The sequence below is a fragment of the Streptomyces hokutonensis genome (genome assembly GCF_042751305.1).
Taxonomy (GTDB): Bacteria; Actinomycetota; Actinomycetes; order Streptomycetales; family Streptomycetaceae; genus Streptomyces; species Streptomyces hokutonensis_A.
Window position 1 is genome coordinate 21,292 of record NZ_JBHYWD010000028.1, and the last position, 23,050, is coordinate 44,341.

The window sequence follows — 23,050 nt, forward strand, 5'->3', positions numbered from 1 at the left end:
GGAGGAAAGAGAGCCGAAGCGGCTCCCCCCGCAGGCCGCAGGCGTATGTCACCACCCCGGCGGGGTCGGCCGACCCGATGGGCTACCACGACGACCGGTTCGGACCGTCGACCGGTCCAGGTCCATCGCCTGGCGTGGCTTAGCACGCCAGGCGGTGTGACCGCGTTTCCGTGACGACTACGCCCCTGCCTTGTCGGACCTGTGCCCGCCGGTGGCGCGAACGGCGTCATGCCGTCGCGACCACCGGTCGTGCTCGGGTGTCCGTCGGGTCTCAGGCACGCCAGTGCACTTTGAACACCCACGCGTGCTGCCCCGCCTTGCGTGCTGCTTCGGGTACGTCGATCACGAGCGCCCCATTCCTGAGGGTCCATGTCAAGGGGCGGCCGTGGCCGAGCATCGTCACCTTGTCGCCGCTGCGGATCGGGATCGGCGCTTCGACGGTGAGCTTCGCGCCGGGTTCGGCCAGCGAGTGGATGTAGAAGGCCTCGTCGGGGCGGACCGTGAACCTCAGGTCGTCGCCGAGCTGGGCCATCCTCGACCAGTACGTCGTGTCGTAGATCGCCTCGCCGTTGACGCGCAGCCAGCGGCCGGTCTCGCGCAGCCGGGTCTGCATGATCTCGGGGATCGTGCCGTCGGCCCGAGGGCCGATGTCGAGAAGGAAGTTGCCGTTCTTCGACACGATGTCGACGAGGTTGCGCACGACCTCTTCGGCCGTCATGTAGCCGTCGTCGGGGGTCGCCCGGTTGTAGCCGTAGCTGAACGGGTCGAGGCCCCGGCTGGACTCCCACTTGGCGACGACCGTGTTCTCGTACGTCGTGTACTCGGGCGTGGTGAAGTCGTGGAAGGCGATGCCCGAACGGTCGTTGACGGTCACGTCGATAGGTCGGCGGCGGTTCTTGGCGTGGTTGAAGTACTCCGCCAGCACATCGAGGCTGTCGTTGGCGCCGCCGATGTCGCACCAGATGAGCTCGGGGTCGTAGCCGTGGATCAGTTCGAGCATCTGCGGGGCCTGATACTCCGTCACGAAGTCCTTGCCCGCGGTGTATCCGGTGTACGGCACCGGCTGAAGGGTGTACGGATTGCGCGGGGCGTGGCCCATCCACGGGTTGTCGGGGTTGAACCACTCCGGCATCGAGAAGTAGAGCCCGCGGTGGAGTTCGGGGGTGTAGCGGCGTGAGGCGTCGAAGAGTTCCCTGACCAGGTCCCGCTTCGGGCCCATCTTCACCGCGTTGCGGTCGGAGACCTTGGTGTCCCACAGCGCGAAGCCCTCGTGGTGCTTCGAGGTGAGCACGTGGTACTGGGCGCCCGCGTCCCGGAACAGTTCCACCCAGGCCCGCGGATCGAACTTCTCGGCGGTGAAGCGCGGGATGAAGTCGTCGTACGCGAAGTCCTCGCCGTAGGTGTCCCGGTGGTAGGCGTACGTCGGGTTGTTCGGGTCCTGCATCTGGTCCCAGTACCACTCGGCGTACTGCTTGCCGACCGGCGCCCAGGCGGGCACCGAGTACACACCCCAGTGGATGAAGATGCCGAACTTGGCGCCCTGGAACCAGTACGGCGCCTGGTGGCTGGCGAGGGAGGTCCCGGTGGGTTGGTAGTCGGCGACGCCGAGGGTCAACTGCTCGTGGGAGACCGCCACTTGGGATCCGCGCCCGGTCACGGTCACCGTGCCGTCCCGCACCGTCCCGGGTGCGGCACCGCTGCGGATGCCGACGCGGACGCGGGCCTGCTCGCCGGGGTCCAGGCGCCGGACGCGGGCGGGCTCGACCGTACGGGCTCCCTCGGCGTCGACGCGCACGGAGACTCCGTCGCCCGCGAGGATCGCGACCGTACCGGCGTTCACGACCGTCGCCTCGACGCTCTGCGCGCCGGAGGACTCCAGCAGCGAGTTGGTGGAGTGGGCGTCGCGCAGGGCCAACGCCCTTCCCTGGGCGGCGGGTTGGAGGGAGAGGGCGAAGACGTGCAGGGAGGTCTTGCCTGCCTCGGCCGGGTTGGTCACGGGGAGGGTGAGGGCGACCGCCTCGCGCTGCGGGTCGAGCCAGACCTCCGAGGTGCCGACGCCGACGCTGTGCTGGTCCTTGGTGCCGTCCGGCCCGTAGCGGTACGGGGCGGAGAGCGAGCCGCCGGCCGCGTACCAGTCGGCGCCGCCGAGGCCGGCGGTCGTGGTGGAGCCGTCGGCGTAGTGGACGGTGGCGTTGCCGGAGGCGTTGCCGTAGCTGCCCGAGGTGAGGAAGACGGCCGACAGGTAGCGACCCTGGGGCAGTTCGATGCGCTGGCCCATCGCGACGACGTTGTTCTTGGCGCCTGCGGCCGAGGAGGGGAAGAGGAAGGGGATGCCGTCGACCTCGACGCGGCCGGTGGGGAGTTCCTCGCCCGGGAAGGTGTACCCCGAACCGTCGAAGTCGCCGCCGCGCGCGGAGGCGGTGTCGATGCCGTCGTTGTCGTAGAGGCCGTCGAGCGGGACCGGGACCGGCTCGGGGACGGGGACCCATGGTCCGGACGCGGTGGCGGCGAGTTCGGCGGCGTGTGCGGCGGTGGCCGAAGTGAGGGGAAGGGTTGCTGCGGCGGCGACTCCGGCCGCGGTGCCCAGGACCTGACGTCTCGGATACGTACTCATGAGCGGCTCCAATTGCTCGGATGTCTGATGATTGATTGGGGCCGCGAAGCTGTCAATGGTGCGAACGGGGAGGGGAGTTGGAGAGATTCATAGGATGACTCGGCTGCGTGTCCTGCTCGGCCGGTTTGTGGTGGATCTCGGCCGCGCCGCCGCGCGCCATGGCGGAAGGCCCTGCATCCGGGCGAGCTGGACGGGCCGCTCCCCTCCGGATCTGCTTCTGGCGATGAAAGAGTTCTGTCATCTCTTCAGGGGCTGCCCGGCGGCCGCACGCTGGATTGAATGAGGGGGCGGCGGATGGTCATGTCCGTTGTGGTGGTGTCGCTGTGGGGAGTTCGGCGGTGTCGTGGTTGGTGTAGATGGAGTCCGAGCTGCCTTCGGGGAGGTAACGGCGGGCGAAGGCGGTCGGATCGTCCTTCACGTCCAGGAGTGTCTGCCTCACCTCAGGGGATTGCCGTCCGAGCGTGTCGGCGACCACCTCCCCGGATCCTTTGGGAATCACGCCGAACACATGAGCGTCGGCAATTCGAGTGTTCACGAGGCTGACGCCGTCCGGTCGACAGCGCCTGCTGTTCCACCATCTGCCACGCCGACCCCCGACTTTCGTACAGGGGTGCCATCACACAACCCCGGATCACGGACGCCTTCTGTCCGGCGACCGGGAGTACGGAAGGCGAGGTCCTTGTCACGCTGTGAGTCCCGCGTCGCGGGCCAGGATGGCGGCCTGGACTCGGTTGGTGACTTCCAGCGCGGTCAGGACACGGCTGACGTGGGCCTTGACGGTGCTCTCGCGCATGGCGAGGCGGGTGGCGATGTCGGCGTTGGTGTCGCCGCGGGCGAGGAGGGTGAGCACGTCGCGTTCGCGGGGGGTGAGCCGGTCCAACCGGGCCTTGGCAGCGGTTGCCTCGGGACGGTTGGTGGCGTGGTAGCGGTCGATGAGGCGGCGGGCCGCGGTGGGGTGGAGCATGGCCGAGCCTGCGGCCACCAGGTGGACGGCGCGCAGTATTTCGGCGGGATCGGTGTCCTTGAGCAGGAAGCCGTCGGCTCCGGCGGCGAGGGCGTTGTAGACGTACTCGTCGAGGTCGAAGGTGGTCAGGATGATCACCTTCGGCGGGTGGGGTAGGGCTCGCAGGCGGGCGGTGGCGGTGATGCCGTCCATACGGGGCATGCGTACGTCGACCAGGGCGACGTCGATGCGGTGGGCGGTGGCCTGTTGGACGGCCTCCAGGCCGTCGGGGGCCTGGGCGACGACCTCGATGCCGGGGTCGTCGGCGAGTAGGTCGGCCAGGCCGAGGCGGACCAGGGCGTCGTCGTCGACGATCATGGTGCGGATCATGAGCGGGTGCCGTTCTGTTCGATGCCGGCGGGGTGGGGGATACGTGCGGCCAGCCGCCAGGAGCCCGCGCCGGCCGGCCCGGAATTCAGGTACCCGCCGAGCGTGGTGACGCGTTCGCGCAGGCCGACGAGTCCGTAGCCGCTGCCGACGGTGTCCGTGCGGGGAGTACCAGCGGGGTTGGTGACCTCGACGAGTGTGGCGGGCGGCCGGTAGTCGATGCGTACGGTCACCACGGCGCCGTCGGCGTGCTTGCGGGCGTTGGTCAATGCTTCCTGGACGATGCGGTACACGGCCAGCCGGTGGGTGGTGGGAGCCTCCTCGGGACGCCCCTCGACGATCAGCCCGATGTGCTGACCGGCGGCGCGGGCCTCGTCGGCCAGTTCCCGCACGTCTCGTATGACCGGCGTGAGTGCGGCACTCGTCTGCGCGGCGTCGGAATCGCGCAGCACACCGAGAACCTCGCGCAGATCAGCGAGGGCTTCGACGGACGTCGCGCGCAGCAGACCGAGTCGTTCGGCCACCGAAGCGGGCAGCGTGTCGCTTCTGGTGGCCAGGACACCGGTGTGCAGGGCGATCAGGCTCAGGCGGTGGGCCAGGACGTCGTGCATCTCGGCGGCGATACGGGACCGTTCCGCGATGCGGGCCGCCTCCTCGCGCAGCTGAGCCTCGACGCTCAGGTGCTCGACGTCGGCTGCCAGCGCCTGGAGCAGGCGGCGCCGGCTGCCCAGCCACAGTCCGACGAGCACGGCCAGCACCGGCAGGAGCAGCGTGGACGCGTAGGACTGGCTCGTCCACAGGGAGGTGGCCCGGTAGCTGAGCAGGTTGGCGCCCAGCGCGGCGACAGCACAACCCACGGCCACCCGCGCCCGGCGGTCCACAGCCAGGTCGAACAGGGCGACGGCCAGCATGGGCAGCAGCGGCCACCCCCACCATGCCGTGGCCGCCGTGACCAGCAACGGCGCGATCGGCCACCGCAGCCGGGGCACGAGCAGGACCGTTGCGCACATCAGCGCCGTGATGATGACGGGGACCAGGTAGCGCCCTTCGAACGCCATGTCGTTCAGCACGGCCCCCAGCACGCACAACGCCACGACTGCCCCGCGCCCGTAGGCCGCCCATCTGTGGCCTTCTCTGCTGCTCACCCGGCTCATGCTAGGCAGACCGGTGCGCGATTCCGTCTGACGATCGGCGATGCCCATCCCCTACTTTCGTAGGGGGACACCGTCGTAGAACGGCGGATCCGATGCCGGACGCGGATTTCTAGCGTCAATTCCATGAACGACTGGACCACCTCCCACGACCGCGTCCCGGCGCAGCGCAACGCCGAAGGCTGGATGTTCCTGATAGAGGCAGCCCGTGACCTGCGCACCACGGGTGCGATAGCCCCCAGCGGCACGGCACTGGCCCGCGTGCTCACCGACCCTGTACGGGCGCAGGCGCCCCGCCCGCTGGCGGTGCTGGAAGCCGGCGCCGGCACCGGAGCGGTCACCCGCACCCTGATACCCGAACTGCCCCGGGGCAGCCGCCTGGACATCGTCGAGGCCAACCCGCGTTTCGCCGCGCGACTGCGCCGTCTGGTCACCGCGCATCCCCACATGGCAGCCACGTCCGCGCAGGTGAATGTGCATCAGACCTACGTCGAGGAACTCGACACCGACCAGCGGTACGACGTCATCGTCTCCGGGCTGCCCCTGACCAACTTCACGCCCGCGCAGGTCGAGCGCATCATGGCCCGCTACATGGAACTCCTCCACCCCGGCGGCACGCTGACCTACTTCGCCTACCTCGGCACCCGCAGGGCCCGCGCCCTGACGGCATCGCGAGCGGAAGCCCGCCGCCACGCCGCCGTGGACGACATCATGGCCACCTACCAGCGCACGTACGCCACGGGCCGCTGGACGGTGTGGGCCAACATTCCCCCCGCCTACGTCTGGCATCTGCAAAGCCCCCTCGTCTCCGCTGGCCAGCCCGAGCCGCAGCCCGTCGAGGCGCGGAGGTGAACGCGCTGTCCGTCGTCCTCGGCCACCTTCCGCCGGTCGCGGCGTACGCGGTGGTGGCTGCTGCGGTCCTGGCCGAGTCGGTTCTTCTGATCGGCGCTTTCGTCCCGACTCTGACCCTGCTCCTGACCGCCGGCGCGCTGGCCCGCGCCGGCCAGGTCAACCTTTCTCTCGTCATAGCAGCCGCGGCCGGCGCCGTGGTGGCGGGTGACTTCCTCGCCCACCGCACCGGCAGGTACCTCGGGGACCGGCTGCGCGGCGGACCCATGGGCCGTCGCGTTCCGGATGCCGCGTGGGGCCGGGCCGAGACGCTGATGACGCGACATGGCGGCCGGGCGGTCTTCGTGGCCCGTTTCCTGCCGGTGGTCCGCACCCTCGCCCCGCACTCCGCCGGCGCCACCCGCCTGCCCTACCGGCGGATCGCTCCGTACAGCGTCGTCGCCGCCTGTGTGTGGGCCACTGCGGAAGCGGGCGTCGGATATGGCGCCGCGACCTCGCTCCAGCGTGTCCTCACACTGGGCGGCCCTGCCCTCGCCCTGGTCGCTCTGATGGCGATCGGGGGCTCGCTGCTGTGGCGAAGAAGGCGCCGCCCGTCTCCTCCGCCCCGGGAACCGGCGTCCGAGTCCGTCACGAAGTGCTCCGGCCATGCTCAGGCAGGCCGGACGAGGCTGGCGTCGTAGGCGAAGATCACGGCCTGGACCCGGTCCCGGGCCCCGACTTTGGTGAGAATGCTGCTCACGTGGGACTTGACGGTGGACTCGGCGAGGGACAGGCGTTCGCCGATCTCGGTATTGCTCCAGCCGGTCGCGACGGCGGTGAGTACTTCGCGTTCCCGGTTGGTGAGGCGGGCCAGCTGCCGTTCCTGCTCGGGAGTATGGCCCGGCAGGCGGCTGCTGAAGGCGTCGATGAGTTTGCGGGTCAGACCGGGGGAGATGACGGCGTCTCCCGCGGCCACCGCGCGGATGCCGGAGATGAGTTCGTCGGGCATGGCGGCTTTCAGCAGGAACCCGGACGCTCCGGCGCGCAGGGCGTCGTAGGCGTATTCGTCGAGGTCGAAGGTGGTCAGGACGAGGATGCGGGAGCGGCCTCCGGATTCGACGATGCGTCTGGTGGCCTCGATGCCGTCCATGCCGGGCATGCGGACGTCCATGAGGACGACGTCGGGCTTCAGCTCGGCCGCCTTGCGGACGGCTTCGGCGCCGTGGGTGGCTTCACCGACGAGGGTGAGGTCGGGGTGCTGTTCCAGGAGCATGCTGAAGCCGAGGCGTTGCAGGGCCTGGTCGTCGACGATGAGCACGGTGGTCATGTGCGGGGTTCTCCGTTCCGGTCGTGGATGGGGGTACCTCCTGCTCCTGGGGGAGGGGGCCGTGAGGTCAGGGGGCGGGCGGGGTGGTCAGGAGGCGGGCGTGGACGCTCCAGCCGCCTTCCCGGTTGGGTCCGGCGGTGACCTGGCCCTGGTAGATGGCCGCGCGTTCGCGCATGCCGATCAGGCCGCGGCCGCTTCCGGTGCTCCGCCTCCGGGAGCGGGGCTCGCGGAAGGGGCCGGTGTCCTCGACGTCGACGTGGATCGTGCCGGGCCCGACGGTCACCCGGACGCTGCTGGAGGTGTCGGCGGCGGCGTACTTGAGGGTGTTGGTGAGAGCTTCCTGGACGATGCGGTAGACGGCTAGCTGGAGGCCTGGTGTCAGCGCGGTGAGGTCGCCGTCGATGTCCAGGGTGATGCTCGGGCCGGCGGCGCGGACGCGTTCGATCAGCGGGTCGAGGTCGGCGAGGCCGGGTTGCGGGGCGCGCGGGGCACCGTGCGGCCGGTCGTTGTCGTCGCCGATGACGGCGAGGAGCCGGTGCAGTTCGGCGAGGGCGCCGCGGCCGCTGTCGGCGATGAGCCTCAGGGTCTCGGCACCGCGCTGGGGCTTTGCCTCGGTCAGGCCGGCGGCGCCGTCGGCGAGCCCGACGACGACGGCGAGGGTGTGGCCGAGGATGTCGTGCATCTCCTTGGAGACGCGGGCGCGTTCCTGGGCGACGGCAAGGCGGGCCTGCTGGTCCTTCTCCTTCTGCAGAGCGGCGATGACGACGTTCACCAGGCGGGTGGCGAGGCCGAGGCCTGCGATGGCCGTCACCGTGACCGTCCCCAGCAGCATGGCGAGTTCCGGACGTGCGGCGTACTCCGGCCGGCCGTCGCCCCACAGCCCGGCGGTCCGGGCTACCAGCTGCGCCACGGACACGGCCAGGGCGATGAGAATCTGGCCGGGGGTGGCGAAGCGGCCCACGTTGAACAGGGCCACGAGACGCGCGGCGTCGGCGGATGCGTTGGCATCGTGCGGGGACTCTGCGTAGGTCGCCAGTACAGCGATGGTCGTGATGAGCGCGAAGACCAGCATGGGCCGACGCTCCCGCCACAGCAGCGGAACCGCCACGGCGACGGTGAGGGCCAGCTCTTCGGCGATCCCGGATTCGCCGGCGGCAGTGAACACGTAGGGCAGGCCCAGGACGGCGCAGAACAGCGGGACGCCCCACCGCCGGACCCGAGGGTGGGCCCGGTCCGCCCACCGCCAGGAAGACAGCCGGGCGATGATGGACACGATCACACGCTGCTCGTCATCGGCCGTCAGTGCCTCGGGCAGCCCGGGCCGACCGGGAAGGCGTCGACCGGGCCGGGAATCCTGCGGGGGAGTGGGGGTCAAGGTCGGTGCCCTTCGTGGTGCAGGCGAGCCGTTCGCCGGTCCTCGGGGGATGGACGGCCGGGCGGCGACTGGGGGAGAACGCCGACCGGAGCCGACCGCTCTTTCGCGATCGTACGGCTGACAACGGTTCGGGGTCGGCGGCCGTCCCGGCCTGGTCACCGCCCGCGTCGTCGGAGCCGGGGGCCGAACCTCGGGAGAAGGCGGCCGTGGGGCGGGCTGCCTGTCGGGCTTCGAGCGCGTGGTGCGGTTCCTTGCCCTCGTACATGTCGCGGGCAAGGAACCGGATGTCAGGGGGACTCCCACGACCAGCGCGCGTCGGTACAGAACGAGATGGACACGAAGTTGCTCCCGCCGGGAGAAGCCGTCATTGCGTGGACGGGCCTGACCAGTCCCGGGCTTCAACCTAGAAGCAGAATCGACCGATGCCACGGCACCGCGGGAGGGAATGCCGCGGCGCCGACTAGTACCGGGGTACCAGAGTTCGCTCTCCTCATGGCTGCGGCGAACGGTGCACTGTCTGTGCTGCGAGCGCGGTCGGGCGGGGAGAGCGGAGCGAGTGGTGTGCGGCCCGATCAGGCCCGACTCGTAGGCGAAGGCAACGGCCCGGACGCGACTGCGGGCGCCGATCTTGGTGTGGATGCGGCAGGCGTGGGACTTGACGGTGGTCGGGGCGATGTCGATGAGCCCGTGGGTGAGGTTCTGTTGGATGACGGCGCCCGCCCGAAGGGCTGAGCACGCGTATTCATCGAGTCCGACAGGGACAAGCACCAGAGCGTGAGAGTCGCACCGTCGGCCGCCTCACCGGCCCGGCTCAGGTCCGGCTCGGAGTCCGGCAGGAGGCGTTGGCCGAGGTGTGGCCGCCCACTGTCTCGTCTCGTGGACGCCGTTTCATCAAACGATCTCCCCGGGAGGTCCAACCTGCGCGAGGGTTTCTGACGTGCGATCAGGTATGTGGAGCGCCGCCGTCCGATGCCAGGCGTGTGAGCCACTCGCGCAGCAGCTGCTGCTCGGCGTTGCTTAGGACATCGGTGTCGTCGGGGAGAGCTGCGCGCAGTGCGCGGGCCGCAGCGGCAGGGCCGGTCTCCGCGGTGGGGACCGTCGGTTCGACGCGGGTGATGGCGGCGACCATGGACTCGCGGAGGATGGCCAGCAGCTCTGGATTGCGGCGGTCCGCGGGAGTGGAGTGCCAGGTGGTGACCGCGCCTTGCCCGGTGGCCTGGATGATCTGGGCGGCCAGTTCCTCGTCGACCCGCAGCCACCCCCCGGCCGCCAGTCGGCGTACCCGGCCGTAGAGGATCTCCAGGCCTGCACGGTGTGCCCTGTCCACGCCCCGACCGGTGGCCCTGTTTATCACCGCGAAGAGTTCGGGGCGCGAGACCCCGAACTCCACGACCAAGTCCCAACCGCGGCGCAGCTCCTCCACCGGGTCCTCGGGGGCGAGGTCGAGCTGCGCGCGCTTGCTCTCCAGGAACTGCCCATATCCGTGCTCGGCGACCGCCTCCAGCAGCCCCTCCTTGTCGCCGAACAGGCGGTAGATCGCCGGCGGCTGCATTCCGGCGGCGGCGGCGACCGCGCGGGTGCTCACCGCGTCGGGGCCGCCCTTCTCCAGCAGCTCGACGGCCGCCTCGACGATGCGGCGACGAGGGCTGTCGGTGGAGTCGCGTCTAACCATGAACCAACGATATCGAAAATTTGGTTCCACCGGAATTTCCAGTGTTATCGTTGAAGCGATTCCACTGGAAACATCGCTGGGAGAACCCAATGATCATCGTGACCGGAGCCACCGGAAAGCTTGGCCGCCGCACCGTCGAATGCCTTCTGGAGCGCGTCCCCGCCGACCGCGTCGGCGTCAGCGTCCGCGACCCCCGCAAGGCACAGGACCTCGCCGACCGCGGCGTCCGCGTCCGGCAGGGCAGCTTCGACGACCCCGCCTCGCTCGTGCACGCCTTCGAGGGGGCCGAGCAACTGCTCCTCGTCTCTCTCGACCGCATTGGCGAGGAGTGCGTCACCGGCCACCGCACCGCCATCGACGCCGCCGTGAAGGCCGGCGCCGGCCGCATCCTCTACACCAGCCAGATGGGCGCCGCCCACGACTCACACTTCCAGGCATGCCGCGACCACGCCCAGACCGAGGACCTGATACGCGCCACCGGCCTGCCCTGGACCGCGCTGCGCAACGGCTTCTACGCCTCCAGCGCCTTGCAGTTTCTGGAGTCCGCCCGCCGCACCGGTGACATCGCCCTCCCCGCCGACGGTCCCGTCGCCTGGACCGGCCACGACGACCTCGCCGAGGCCACCGCGGCGATCCTTGCCGAGGAGGGCCGCTTCGAGGGGCCCACCCCGCCGCTCACCGCCTCGGCGGCACTTGACTTCGCCGACGTCGCAGAGATCGCGACCCGAGTCACCGGACGGCCCTTCACCCGCAGCGTCGTCCCCGACGACGCCTTCCGCGAGCAGTTCCTGGCGCACGGCGCCCCGGCCCCGATCGCCGACCTGATGCTGAGCATCTTCGCAGCGGCGCGAAATGGCGAGTTCACCGCCGTCGCCTCGACGCTGGCCGAGCTGATCGGGCGAAAGCCCGCCACCTTCCACACCCAGCTGGAGCATGCCTGGGCCGAATAGATCCAGTGGGGCGCGCCGACAGCCCCGGCCTGACTCACCGCCCACAAAGGCTCATCCTCTGTCGCCCGAGGACGTCGATCACCAGAGTCGATCACCAGATCGGCGGCCTCGGGCACGAACCAAGGCGCTCCATCAGATTCCGCACCATCCCAGAGGTTTCCCGTGCCCACCCCCATGCCCGGCCGACCATCCACGGCAGACGGCTCCTCGTCGACCGGGTCCGCCAGCAGGCCACAACCGACGCGCGCAGGGGCGGCAGTCCCGTGATCGGCTACGGCTTCGTCCACACAGCCGTCGACGATTACTCCCGGCTCGCGTACAGCGAGGTTCTGACCGGCGAGGGCAAAGGGACCGCGGCCTCACTGGCAACGGATCCGGCTACAGATCTCGCCTGTCCGGCCAGACTCTCAGCGCCGCCGGCATCGTACATAAGCGCACGCGTCTCTACCGGCCGCAGACGAACGGCAAGGTGGAGCGCCTACATCGCACCCTGCTCGACGAATGGGCGTACGTGCGTCTGTACTCCAGCAACGCCGAACGCCCCCAAGCTCTGACGGACTTCCTTCACACCTAGGCTGGAAGGCCCGGTCGCCCGCGGGTGTTCAGGTGCCGATCGCACGGAGCGCGGCGTCGGCCATGCCCTTCTCGCCGCGCGCGTTCGGGTGGACGGCGGCGGCCGGGCTGCTGGGCTGGAGGGGCTCTATCCAGCGGGTCTTCTCCGCGGAGCAGGCGTCGTGGCCGAGTGACGGGGAGTAGGTGTCGACGTATGTCGCTCCGGCGGTCTCGCTCTGCTCGCGCAGCATGGTGTTGAGCTGCTTCTCCTTGTCGTGCAGGTAGGTCGCGTCACCGGGCGCGAGGGGCAGCTCCCTGCCGCATTCCTTGGCTTGGGCCGGCAGGATCGCCGGATAGCCGACGACGTACACATGGGCCTTCGGAGCGCGCCGTTCGATCTCGGCCAGCGCCGTGGAGAGCTTTCGGCCGGTTGTCTGGATCTTCTGTGCCACTTCGTCGGTCCCGCCGTCGGCGTACTGCTTCTTGCAGGGCGCGTTGTCGGAGAAAAGGCGGCCGCTGCCGATCGCGCGGTACATCGCTCCCATCGTGACGCATTTCGTGACCGTGGAGCCGAACCCGATGTCGTTGCCGCCGATGCCGAGGGTGACCAGCCGCGTCTGCTTCGAGAGGGCCGAGAACTGGGCGGGGTTGGTGCCGTTGGATGTCTCCTGCGGCGCGCTGAGGTCGGTGATCGTGGCGCCGCTGCAACTGACGTCGCGGAAGTCGGCAGCCGTGACGCCGAGTTGGCGGGCTACCACCGCGGGATAGTTGTGGTCGGAGCGGTCGCATCCGGCCGGGGTTCCGGACTGGCGGGGGATCTTCGGACCGGAGGTGTAGGAGTCGCCGAGAGCGACGTAGGGGCCCGGCTGCGGTCGCTCGCTCACGGAGCTTTCGCGGTTGCCGTCCGGCCGTGCGACGAGGACGACGGTGAGCAGAACACCGCAGCTCACGATCCCGGCCAGACCTGTGCGCGCATACGGCCCCATGGGTTTCTCCTGTCGTCGTCACGTATGACCAACTGCTGGGCGGACACCGCAGTGCAGGGCACTGCGGGCGATGGCGGGAGCGGGTCCGGCAGAGCCGGCCGGGAGATGGGGAAGGTTTGCCCGGATCGCGGCGGGGACGAGGGCGGTTTGTGAACCTGCCGTCAAACTAGGCGGCAATGCGCGCTTGTCCTCGGCACCGCGGGACCGAATAGGGCAGGGCCGAGTAGTACCGAGGTAGGAAGGCACGTCGACTTGCGTCGGAGGCGCGGTCACGGCCGGGCGAGTCCCTGGTCACAGGCCGCACGCTGATTCGGCCAGGCGCCGCCATCGGCCAGGACGTCGCGCCGGTGCCGGGCAGGCCGGTCGGACGTGGGTCGGAGTCGACCTCGCGCGAGACGATCGGCGCGGTGCGGGTTTCCAGCAGGCGTCGCGGCACGGCGGGTGCGATCACCGCGTCGCCGACGGCAACTGCCCTGATCCCGCCGTGAGTTCGTCCGGGCGGGTGTCCGCGAGCCGGACCAGCCGGCTCCGGTCCGCAGCGTCTCGCAGGCGTACCGGTGCAATGCGATTCGGGTCGCATCGAAGCCGGGAAACCCCAACGGAGGGGTGCGCCGACTTGTGCGCCGGTGTCCGCGGCCTCGCAACGGCGGTGAGGCTGCGCCGGGGCCCTGGCGTCATGCCGAAACGCCGAGCCGCGGCAGGGCTTGGTGTTTCGGCCCAGGAACACAGTGTCAAACGGGGCGTTTCTCCAAGGAGTTGGCCGGTGTGTTGGGAACGAGGACGGCGTGGACGGTCCAGCCACCCTCACGGTTGGGTCCGGCGGTGACCTCGCCCCGGTACAGGGCGGCGCGCTCGCGCATACCGACCAGGCCCCGGCCGCTGCCCGACCCGCCGCGGCGTGCGTGGGTGCGGAGCGGGCCGGTGTCCTCCACGGTGATGCGCACGATGCCGGGGTCGGCGGCGACGGAGACGTGGACCGACGTGTGGGAGGCGGCGTACTTGACGGTGTTGGTCAGGGCCTCCTGGATGATGCGGTAGGCGGACAGCTGGAGCCCGGGGGCCAGGCCGGCGAGGTCGCCGTGGGCGTACAGGGCGACGGTGGGGCCGGCGGCGCGGACCCGGTCGAGCAGCGCTTCGAGGTCGGCGACGCCGGGCTGCGGATCGAGCGGCACGTCGTGCGACCGGTCCTGACCTTCGCGGTCGTCGCCGATGACGGCGAGCAGGCGGCGCAGTTCGGCCAGGGCGTCGCGGCCGCTGGCGCTGATGATGCGCAGCGCCTGGGCGCCGCGTTCGGGCTTGGCCTCGGTGAGGCCGGCGGCGCCGTCGGCGAGGCCGACGATGACGGCGAGGGTGTGGCCGAGGATGTCGTGCATCTCGCGCGAGACGCGGGCGCGTTCCTGAGCGGTGGCGAGACGGGCCTGTTGGTCGCGTTGCTTCTTCAGGGTGTCGATGTAGGCGTCGGCCAGCCGCAGGAGCAGGCCGAGTGCCGCGAAGGCCACCACGGCGACCATCACCGTCAACGTCACGGGCTCCGGTCGTGTGACGTACTCCAGTTGCTGGCCGCGCCAGAAGAAGTAGGCCCATGCGACGAGTTGCACGAGAGTGACGCCGGTGGCGACCGCCAGTCGGCGTGGGGTGCAGTGACGGCCGACATTGAAGAGGGCGACCGCCCGGGCGAACTCGGCGCCGGTCAGCACGCCCAGGGGAAGAGACACGATGGAGATGGCCGTGGTGAGGGCGAAGACCAGCATGGGGCGTCTCTCCCGCCACAACAGCGGGATGCAGAAGGCGAGGATGATCGGCAGCTGGGGGTCGCTGACGTTGTGGGGATTGGAATAGGCGTCGCTGCCGACCGCGAAGCAGAACACCGGGATCCCCCACCGCCGGACCCAGGGACGGATCTGGTCGGCCCGCCGCCACGAGGCGAGCCGGGAGACGACCGAGACGATCACCCGCTGCTCGGGATCGTTCGTCAGGGCCTGAAGGAACTGGCGCTCGTCCGGGTGAGGGGCGGGAAGGGGGGCGCTCGGTGCGGTCACGGGGAGGCCCTTCGCGAAGTCGGGCCGCCCGCCGGCCCGGGGGGATCGGACCGGCGGGCGGGACAGGGGAGACCGCCGGGGACGGTTGGCTGCCATGTCGGGAGTCGTGCGGGAGGCCGGTGCTGTGGCTCGCTCTCGTCAACTCCTGCGGATCGGGTTCTTCAGCAGCTTCCTGCGTGCCGGTGTCTCCGACTCTGTCGAGTCGGCAGGAGCGGTGGCGTTGGCGCCGCGTGCGAGGCGCTGCTTGAGCCTGGTCAGCCCTCGCGCCGTCCCGGGGGCCTGCTGGGCAGGTGTCGGCGTGTCCGTGTCGCCGGAAGCGCGGACGTCGGTGAAGGGGCGGGGTGCGCTGTGACCGTCCGAGCCCGTGTGGGCCCCGGCGGCGACACCGGCGGGTACCGGTACGGGCGCGGAGTCCGTCTGCTCGGCTTCGAGCGCGTGGCGCAGTTTCTCGCCCTCGACGTCCACGTTGGGCAGGATGCGGTCCAGCCAGTTCGGCAGGGCCCAGGAGCGGTGGCCGAGCAGGGCCATCACCGCCGGGACGATGGTCATCCGGACGACGAAGGCGTCGATGAACACGGCGGCGGCGAGCCCGAGGCCGATCGACTTGATCAGCACGGCGTCGTCGAGGAGGAATCCGGAGAAGACGGAGACCATGATGACCGCGGCGGCGGTGACCACCCGGCCGCTGTGCCGGAAACCCTGCACGATGGCCTGTGTGGGCTCGGCGCCGTGGACGTACTCCTCCCGCATCCGGGAGACGAGGAAGACCTCGTAGTCCATGGCGAGTCCGAACACGACGCCGACCAGCAGGATGGGCAGCAGGCTGACGACGGGTCCGGTCTGGTCGATGCCGAAGAGATCCTTCAGCCAGCCCCACTGGAAGACCGCGACCAGGACACCGAGGGTCGAGACCACGCTGAACAGGAAACCGAGGGCGGCCTTGAGCGGGATCACGATCGAGCGGAAGACCAGCAGGAGCAGGATCAGGGCCAGGCCCACGACGATGGCCAGGTAGGGGACGAGGGCGTCGGAGAGCTTGGTGCTGACATCGATGTTGACGGCGGTCAGGCCGGTGACCATCAGCTCGGCGCCGGTGTCCTGACGCAGGGCGGTGCCGTGGCCGCGGATCTCGTTGACCAGGCTCTTGGTCGCCTCGCTGGTGGGGGCGCTCTTGGGAACGGCGCCGAGCAGAGCCACGTCGCCGGCCTCGTTGAAGGAGGCGGGACGGACAGCGGCGACATCGTCCAGCTTGCTCAGCATGGTGTACGCGTCCTCGGCGGCTGCCTTGGGATTCTTGCTGTCCCGGGCGTCGACGACCACGGTGAGCGGGCCGTTGAAGCCCGGCCCGAAGCCCTTGCTGAGGGTCTCGTAGGCGACGCGCTGGGTGCTGCCGGGGGGCTTCATGGAATCGTCGTTCAGGGCCATCTTCAGGGACATCGCGGGGATGGCCAGCAGGGCCAGACCGGCCACCGAGACGGCGAGCACCTTGACCGGGTTGCGGGTGACGAACTTCGCCCAGCGCACGCCCATCGATTCGCCCTCGCCGCGCTCCAGCGCCTTCATGCGGCGGGTGTGCAGCCTGCCCTTCATGATCCGGAGGCCGGCGAAGCCGAGGACGGCGGGCAGCAGGGTCAGTGCGATGACCACGGCGACAGCGACCGCGAAGGCGGAGGCCAGGCCCATGGCGGTGAGCGTGCCGATGCCGATGACGGTCAGACCGCTCAGCGCGACGATCACGGTCAGTCCGGCGAAGACCACCGCGGATCCGGCGGTGCCCAGCGCACGTCCGCAGGCTTCTTCGGGTTGGTGGCCGTCGCGGATCTCGTTGCGGTAGCGCGAGACGATGAACAGGGCGTAGTCGATGGCGACGGCAAGGCCCAGCATCAGTGCCAGGGTCGTGGAGGCCGAGGCCAGGTCGAAGAAGTGCGTGGCGAGCGTGATCGACAGAACGGCCGCGGCCACTCCGAGGATCGCGGTGAGCAGCGGCAGTCCGGCCGCGATCAGTGAGCCGAAGGTGATCACCAGAACGACGGCGGCGACCCCGACGCCGATCAGCTCGGCCGCCTTGCTCGCGGCCTTGTCCTTGACGGCGTTGCCGCCCAGGCTCACCTTCAGCCCCGCCTTCTCGCCCTGCTGGACGACGTCGGTCTGGACGGCGTGAGCGGCGCCGCTGACGTCGGCCTGGGCGACTTTGTAGGACACCTGGGCGTAGGCGATGGTGCCGGACCTGCTGACCAGGCCGCTGGTGAAGGGATCGGTGACGCCCGACACCTGCGGCGACTTCTCCAGTCTCGCCACCAGGGACTCGACCTCGGCCTTGTTGGCGGCGGACGTGAGCTTTTGCCCGCTGGGCGCCTCGAACACCACACGCGCGGTGGCGCCGTCGGCGGAGGCCTGCGGAAACTCCTTCCGCAGCAGGTCGATCGCCCTCTGCGATTGCGTGCCCGGAACGCTCAGGGCCCCGGAGGATGTGCCCGGCGCACTCATGGCCCCGATGCCGATGGCGGCCAGGACGGCGATCCACAGCATCACGACGACGCGTCGTTGCCGGAACGCCAGCCGGCCGAGCCGATAGAGGAAGGTGGCCACGATTACTCCCACCAGGAGAAGAGATCATTGGGTGAGCTGGGCCTGACTGACCCGCGATCTCAACGTAGGAGCGGTACCGGGCGATCATCCGGTACGGCGGAACGGAATCCGGCGGAACGATCTAGTACCGCAGTACCGGTGACTTCGGACCATGTCCCGGCCCGGCTCCGCCGGGGCGTCCTCGACGAGGTCGCAACGTTGGTGTTCGACGCCCCCTTGGCGCACTCCAGAACGACCCGCGCCCGCTGCGAGCGGATCCAGAGGGCGTCCGAAGAGCCTGTCAGCGGGTCTGTCCGGCGAGGCGGCAGTCCCGACGCGAGGCCGTGCGCCGGGATTGCCGTCACGAACTCCACGACGCGTTCGTCGTGTCGGACTGCGGCCTTGTCCACCGGCGACGACTCACGAAGGCCGGATCGTGATCACAGTACGGGCTCATAGGATGACCGCGGTGTTTACGGGTGATGCATCGTGTCTCCAAGTGGCCGGACGGCGGCGGTCTTTCGGGTGCGCCGCAGGGACACGTCAGACGCAACGACTGCCATGGCGGTGATTCTGTGCCCTCGCGTGTAGCTCTCGTCGGTGCCGGCCGGATGGGGACGCCTCTGTGCGGACGCCTTGTTTCGGCGGGCCACACGGTGACTGTTGCCGATCTGCGTTCCGAACGGGAAGAAGCGGTGCGCTCGTTGGGCGCGGACTGGGCTCCCTCCGTCACGAAGGCCGCAGTCGGGGCGGATGTACTGGTCACTGTGGTTCCCGGACCCGATGAGGCGGCGGCTGCTCTTCCGGATGCCGTGTTCGCCTCCCTGGCGCCCGGCGCGGTGTGGATCGACATGACGAGCAACGCGCCCGCAGCCGCACGGGCGTTGCGGGAAAGAGCCGGTGCCCATGGTGTCGATGTTCTCGAAGCGCCGATGGGCGGCGGCCCGGACGACGCAGAAAACGGGCGCCTGCGGCTGTACGTGGGCGGTTCTGCTGATGTCCTGGACCGGTGCAGGCCGCTGCTGGAAGCGGTCACGACGCCGGACCGGATCCGCCACATGGGAGGTCCCGGGAGCGGCTACACGACGAAACTCCTGATCAACCTCCTCTGGTTCGGCCAGGCCGCGGCAACCGCCGAGGCGCTCCTGCTCGGCCGCCGAGCGGGCATCGACCTCGCCGCCCTGCGGGACACGCTGGCCGACAGCGCGGCAGGGAGCGACTTCATCCGCCGGGACCTGACGGCTCTCTTCGCCGGGGACTACCTCCGCTCCTACGGCCTCGACCGCATCCACGACCAACTCACGGTCATCACCGGTGAAGCCCGAGACCTCGGCACCCCGCACGAGATGGCCGACACGGTACTGCGCATCCACCGGCTGGCCCTGGAGCGCTTTGGACCCGTGGATGGCGAACTCCTGGCAGTGGCCCTCCTGGAAGAGGCCGCCGGGACTCTGCTGCGCCCCTGACAGAGAACGCGTAACGGCTTTTCGATGACGCCAAGCGGTCAACTCGTGGCATGCGTACGCACGGCACCCTTCACTACTCCGTGCCGACGCTGCGCGACGCGTACAGGAGCACTCCGTCCGCCTCGGGCAGGGCGAGGGCGCCGGAGGGCGAGAGCACCCACCTCGCGTCGGCGAGTGAACATGGCCGGCCGTTCCGGGGCTCGCGTCCAGGTGGTGCTTCACCTCGGCCAGGGCTGTGTCCGACATGCGAGTGGCGGCCGGCGCGGCGGCAGCGGGCTCGAGCAACCGTCGCACCTCCATCAGATCCAGCAGTGCACCCGGGTCGCCTTGGAGCAGTTCCACCGCGCCGCCGAGGCCCTCGAGCAGGACACTGGACTGAAGACTGGTGACGTAGGTGCCGTCGCCGCGTCGTACCTCCAAGACCCTCGCCACGGCCAGGGCCTTGACTGCCTCGCGGGCCAGGTTGCGGGACAGGCCCAGCTGAGCGGCCAGATTCGGTTCCGGTGGCAGTTTCGACCCGGGAGGCAGTGCTCCCGTCCGCATGAGCTCCCGGATCTGCTCGATGCCTCTGTCCGTCAGAGACACATGGATCTCCTTGCCTCGACACCGAGGTGGAGTTCCTCGTTCCGAGTGATCTGCTCCCGATTCCCCATGCCAACAATGACGTTGATGGTAACCGCGCGTGGGGACGGAATGGCGACGGCGCCGACGGCAAGGTCGTGCAGTGCTCTCACAGGTCCGAGTGGGAGCCCTGGCGTTTGTCCGCCGGCCGGTCGCCAGAGAGCCGACACAGCGATGTCGGCGCCGAGACGAGCCCGTCCCATGGACGAGAGTGCGGGACCTTGTGGCTCCGATTGGACGTGCGGCAACACGCATACATGGAATGTCTGGCGTGTGACGAAAGCTGCAATATCTGGTCATCCTGTCTAAAACGCCGTTGCGTGGAAGGGTTTTCATCCCTGCAAAGCCGTTGACACCAGTGGGTCACATGCTCGAACTTCATGCGTAACACCTGGCGCCTGGGACCCAAGAGCGCGGCGTTTCAACGCCTGCTCGGCCTTTGGGCTTTCCCTGCGCACTCTGCACTGGCGCGCACGGTCTCTTCCCGCCACATGGAACTGGGAGTGTGATCATGTCTTCTGGAAGCCTGTCCAGGCGAACGCTGTTGGGTGCCGCAGGTGCCGCGGCGGCGACCGCGCTGCCTGTGCTGCCGGCCTTGTCCAGCCTTGTGACCGAAGCGGCGGTGGCCGGCCCGCAGACCAGTCTGAGCAACCTGGCGAACATGCGGTTCGGCATGTTCAACCACTTCAACATGGGCACCTTCACCGACGAGGAGTGGGCCGCTCCGAACCAGAACCCGAGGCTGTTCGCCCCCACGGTGGTGGACTGTGAGCAGTGGGCGGCGGCGGCCGAGGCGGCCGGGATGAGCTACGGGGTGCTGACGACCAAGCACCACGACGGGTTCTGCCTGTGGCCGACCGCGTACAACGACTACAACGTCGCGAACAGCTCCTACCCGCACGACATCGTGGCCCAGTACGTCACGGCATTCCGCGCCAAAGGTCTGAAGGTGGGCCTGTACTTCTCGATCTGGGACCGCAGTTACACGGTGCAGGCCTACGACACCCGTCACGGTGTGGCCGCGGACCAGGTGATCCAGCCGGGCGATCTGACATACATCCTGAACCAGATCACCGAGTTGCTGACCGGGTACGGCGCCATCGACATGTTCGTCACCGACGGCTACGCGTGGCAGATGGGCCAGGCGGCCGTCTCGTACCAGCGCGTCCGGGAGCACGTGAAGTCCCTCCAGCCGGACATCGTCATGATCGACCACGGTGGGCTGTCGGTGCCCTTCCTCGGGGACGCGATCTACTTCGAGGAGCCGCTGGGCATCACCTCTCCTGGCGGTAACACCTACGCGTCCCTGCAGGGACAGACCATCAGCAACGGATGGTTCTGGCATCCCTCCACGCCGACCACCGACCCGCTGAGCAAGGCGTCGATCCTGTCCCATCTGGCGGATCTGGAACCGAAGTACACCTCGTTCATCCTCAACTGCCCGCCCAGCCGCGCCGGTGTCCTGGACACGAACATCGTGACCCGGCTCTCCGAGGTCGGAGCAGCCTGGAGCCCCGACACCTCACGGCCGCAGCTCCCGACGCAGATGCTGCGCGCGGAGCACCCGGTGACCCCGGTCAGTGCGTACGCGACCGGCTTCCACACCGGCGAAGGGCCGATGAACGCGATCGACGGGCTGAGCGACAAGGGTTTCGAGACCTGCTGGTCGACCTGGAGCCTGTCGCTCCCGCAGGCGATCACCATCGACCTGGGCGGAGTGTGGAGCAACGTCTCGACGCTGGAGTACCTGCCCAAGCAGTGGAGCCGCACCGGGACCACGGACGGGGACATCACTTCCTATACCATCCACACCAGTATCGATGGCGCGACGTTCACACAAGTCGCGACCGGTACGTGGGCCGGCGACCACGCCACCAAAGTGGCAGAGTGGCCGGCCCGCCTCGCGGGGTACGTGCGTATCCAGGCCGACGCCGGCACCGGCGGATACGCCAACGTCGGCGGGATCAGAATCGGCGGCAGAACCGCCAAGCCGGTTCTCCAGTCGCAGGTCCTGCCAGGCGACTCGACGGTCTACTGCCTGGTGAACCGCAAGAGCGGTCAGGTGGCCGACGTCTACAACTTCGGCACCGCGAACGGCAGCAACATCCAGCAGTGGCCCAGGCTGAACAACACGGCACAGCAGTGGACCTTCCTATCCACCGGCGATGGCTACTACAAGATCAAGAATGTCAACAGCGGAAAGCTGATGGAAGTTGCCGGCCTTTCCCGCGCCGACGGCGGCAACGTGGGTGTCTGGTCGGACGACAGTGTGCCGCAGCAGCACTGGGCCGTGACTCCCACCGGCGACGGCTACTGCTACCTGACCAACCGCTTGAGCGGACTTTCGCTCAATGTGGACGGTGGGTCCACCGAGGACGGAGCCAACGTCAATCAGTGGACCTACAACGGGGCCTCACAGGAACAGTGGCAGATCCTTGCTCTTTGATGAGTCGGCTTACTGGAAGCAGGGGGTGGGGTGAAGGCCGGCCCCGGACCGCACTCCGACGCGGCCCCGGGGCCTGCGACACGTGCTAGGAGGCGGTCTTTGTCCCGATGCCGTGGGCGAGGAGGCTCTCGGCGGTCTCCGCGATGGTGTCCTCGATGGGACGCGCCCGCCAGTCGAGAAGCTTCTCCGCCTTGGTGCTCGTGGCGTCGAGGTCCCGGCCGAGCTGGTGCCTGAGCAGTCGCAGTTCCGGGTTCACGATGCCCAGTGCGCGTGCGACCCATACGGGCAGTTCACGGGTGGGGGCCTTCGCGGCGCGTTCGCCGAGGCGGTCGTGCAGAATGCGTGCGATGTCAATGACGCGCAGGCTGTGTCCGGCGATGGCCAGGAAGCGTTCGCCGGCGGCGGCGGGATCGGTCATCGCGCGCAGGTGCAGGTCGGCGACGTCGCGCACGTCGACGAAGCCCATCCCGAAGGGAGGGCACGCGGGAACCTGTCCTTCGAGCATTCTGCGGACCAGCCGCAGGGACGGCGGGTCGTCCAGGCCGAGCAGAGGCCCGAGAACCCCCACGGGGTGCACCGCCGCCAGTTCCAGACCGCCTCCTTCGTCCTGGACGAACTGCCAGGCGGCGCGTTCGGCGAGTGTCTTGGAGCGCTGGTACGGCGGGATGTCGCCGTCGACGTCGGTCCAGTCCTCCTCGGTGAACGGGGTCGAGCGCGGCGGGTGTCCGATCCCGATGGCGCCGAAGGCGCTGGTCAGGACGACCCGGCGCACACGGGCGTCGCGGGCCGCGCGCAGTACCCGCAGGACGCCCTCGCGTGCCGGGACGACCAGGTCGTCGTCGTTCGCGGGCGTGTGGCGCAGGGTGGGCGAGGCGACGTGGAGGACGAAGTCGCAGTCGGCGACGGCGGCGTCCCAGCCGTCGGGTTGTGCGAGGTCGGCGCGTACGACGGTGAGACGGTCGTCGTCGAACGGCGTGGCCGCGTGCAGCCAGGACCGCAGTGCCGGCTCGCGGCGCAGGTCGCGGACCGTGGTGCGGACGGTGTACCCGGCGTCGAGCAGTGCGTGGATGCACCAGCTCCCGATGAATCCTGTTCCTCCGGTGACCAGTACCTGTGTCATGTCTC

The 23,050-nt window shown here is 69.4% G+C and carries 15 protein-coding genes and 2 pseudogenes; 6 read left to right on the forward strand and 11 right to left on the reverse strand.

All coding sequences use genetic code 11. The features are described from left to right. Nucleotides 1-271: 271 nt before the first annotated feature. From ACFXC1_RS43900 to ACFXC1_RS43910, 3 genes are all read right to left on the reverse strand, one after another. Nucleotides 272-2,614 carry an alpha-L-fucosidase gene (locus ACFXC1_RS43900; RefSeq protein WP_381254070.1) on the reverse strand — a complete coding sequence of 781 codons (2,343 nt, stop codon included), beginning with the start codon at nt 2,612-2,614 and terminating at the stop codon, nt 272-274. 682 nt (nt 2,615-3,296) lie between these two features. Further along, entirely contained in the window at nt 3,297-3,947 is a 651-nt protein-coding gene (locus tag ACFXC1_RS43905) for a response regulator (RefSeq protein ID WP_381254072.1), read from the reverse strand. Further along, nucleotides 3,944-5,098 carry a sensor histidine kinase gene (locus ACFXC1_RS43910; RefSeq protein ID WP_381254075.1) on the reverse strand — a complete coding sequence of 385 codons (1,155 nt, stop codon included), beginning with the start codon at nt 5,096-5,098 and terminating at the stop codon, nt 3,944-3,946. Before ACFXC1_RS43910 ends, ACFXC1_RS43905 begins: the two co-directional genes overlap by 4 nt. A gap of 123 nt (nt 5,099-5,221) precedes the next feature. Between ACFXC1_RS43910 and ACFXC1_RS43915 the strand changes: the two genes are divergently transcribed. Both ACFXC1_RS43915 and ACFXC1_RS43920 read left to right on the forward strand, forming a co-directional pair. Then, nucleotides 5,222-5,947: a class I SAM-dependent methyltransferase gene (locus ACFXC1_RS43915; protein ID WP_381254078.1), complete on the forward strand. Its 726-nt coding sequence runs from the start codon at nt 5,222-5,224 to the stop codon at nt 5,945-5,947. Next, nucleotides 5,944-6,624 carry a DedA family protein gene (locus ACFXC1_RS43920; protein WP_381254081.1) on the forward strand — a complete coding sequence of 227 codons (681 nt, stop codon included), beginning with the start codon at nt 5,944-5,946 and terminating at the stop codon, nt 6,622-6,624. Before ACFXC1_RS43915 ends, ACFXC1_RS43920 begins: the two co-directional genes overlap by 4 nt. Here ACFXC1_RS43920 and ACFXC1_RS43925 read toward each other — a convergent pair. From ACFXC1_RS43925 to ACFXC1_RS43935, 3 genes are all read right to left on the reverse strand, one after another. Then, nucleotides 6,594-7,250: a response regulator gene (locus tag ACFXC1_RS43925; protein ID WP_381254083.1), complete on the reverse strand. Its 657-nt coding sequence runs from the start codon at nt 7,248-7,250 to the stop codon at nt 6,594-6,596. The genes ACFXC1_RS43920 and ACFXC1_RS43925 overlap by 31 nt on opposite strands. 67 nt (nt 7,251-7,317) lie before the next feature. Beyond that, a complete protein-coding gene (locus ACFXC1_RS43930) occupies nt 7,318-8,523 on the reverse strand; it encodes a sensor histidine kinase (protein ID WP_381254086.1) in 1,206 nt (401 codons plus the stop codon). Nucleotides 8,524-9,568: 1,045 nt separating this feature from the next. Beyond that, nucleotides 9,569-10,297 (reverse strand): TetR/AcrR family transcriptional regulator, encoded by a 729-nt coding sequence (locus ACFXC1_RS43935; protein WP_381254089.1) that lies wholly within the window; start codon nt 10,295-10,297, stop codon nt 9,569-9,571. Nucleotides 10,298-10,386: 89 nt separating this feature from the next. Between ACFXC1_RS43935 and ACFXC1_RS43940 the strand changes: the two genes are divergently transcribed. Then, nucleotides 10,387-11,247, forward strand: coding sequence for an SDR family oxidoreductase (locus ACFXC1_RS43940; protein ID WP_381254092.1), 861 nt, complete (start codon nt 10,387-10,389; stop codon nt 11,245-11,247). A 224-nt stretch (nt 11,248-11,471) separates the two neighbouring features. Then, nucleotides 11,472-11,818 (forward strand): annotated as a pseudogene (locus tag ACFXC1_RS43945) (integrase core domain-containing protein); the annotation flags it as partial. 31 nt (nt 11,819-11,849) lie between these two features. Here the strand turns inward: ACFXC1_RS43945 and ACFXC1_RS43950 are convergent. The 3 genes from ACFXC1_RS43950 to ACFXC1_RS43960 all read right to left on the reverse strand — a co-directional run bounded on the left by ACFXC1_RS43950 (nt 11,850) and on the right by ACFXC1_RS43960 (nt 17,413). Continuing rightward, nucleotides 11,850-12,785, reverse strand: coding sequence for an SGNH/GDSL hydrolase family protein (locus tag ACFXC1_RS43950; protein ID WP_381254095.1), 936 nt, complete (start codon nt 12,783-12,785; stop codon nt 11,850-11,852). A 731-nt stretch (nt 12,786-13,516) separates the two neighbouring features. After that, nucleotides 13,517-14,824: a sensor histidine kinase gene (locus ACFXC1_RS43955; RefSeq protein ID WP_381254098.1), complete on the reverse strand. Its 1,308-nt coding sequence runs from the start codon at nt 14,822-14,824 to the stop codon at nt 13,517-13,519. A 138-nt stretch (nt 14,825-14,962) separates the two neighbouring features. Then, on the reverse strand, nt 14,963-17,413 hold the full coding sequence (locus ACFXC1_RS43960; protein WP_381254101.1) for an MMPL family transporter: 2,451 nt from the start codon (nt 17,411-17,413) through the stop codon (nt 14,963-14,965). A gap of 461 nt (nt 17,414-17,874) precedes the next feature. Here ACFXC1_RS43960 and ACFXC1_RS43965 point away from each other — a divergent pair, with 461 nt between their 5' ends. Then, nucleotides 17,875-18,858 (forward strand): NAD(P)-dependent oxidoreductase, encoded by a 984-nt coding sequence (locus tag ACFXC1_RS43965; RefSeq protein WP_381254104.1) that lies wholly within the window; start codon nt 17,875-17,877, stop codon nt 18,856-18,858. Between the two features lie 201 nt (nt 18,859-19,059). Here ACFXC1_RS43965 and ACFXC1_RS43970 read toward each other — a convergent pair. After that, nucleotides 19,060-19,443, reverse strand: a pseudogene (locus ACFXC1_RS43970) (FadR/GntR family transcriptional regulator); the annotation flags it as partial. Between the two features lie 547 nt (nt 19,444-19,990). Between ACFXC1_RS43970 and ACFXC1_RS43975 the strand changes: the two are divergent. Beyond that, a complete protein-coding gene (locus tag ACFXC1_RS43975) occupies nt 19,991-21,925 on the forward strand; it encodes an RICIN domain-containing protein (RefSeq protein WP_381254107.1) in 1,935 nt (644 codons plus the stop codon). An 85-nt stretch (nt 21,926-22,010) separates the two neighbouring features. On the opposite strand, the gene ACFXC1_RS43980 is transcribed toward ACFXC1_RS43975, so the two are convergent. After that, on the reverse strand, nt 22,011-23,045 hold the full coding sequence (locus ACFXC1_RS43980) for an NAD-dependent epimerase/dehydratase family protein (RefSeq protein WP_381254110.1): 1,035 nt from the start codon (nt 23,043-23,045) through the stop codon (nt 22,011-22,013). Nucleotides 23,046-23,050 lie beyond the last annotated feature (5 nt).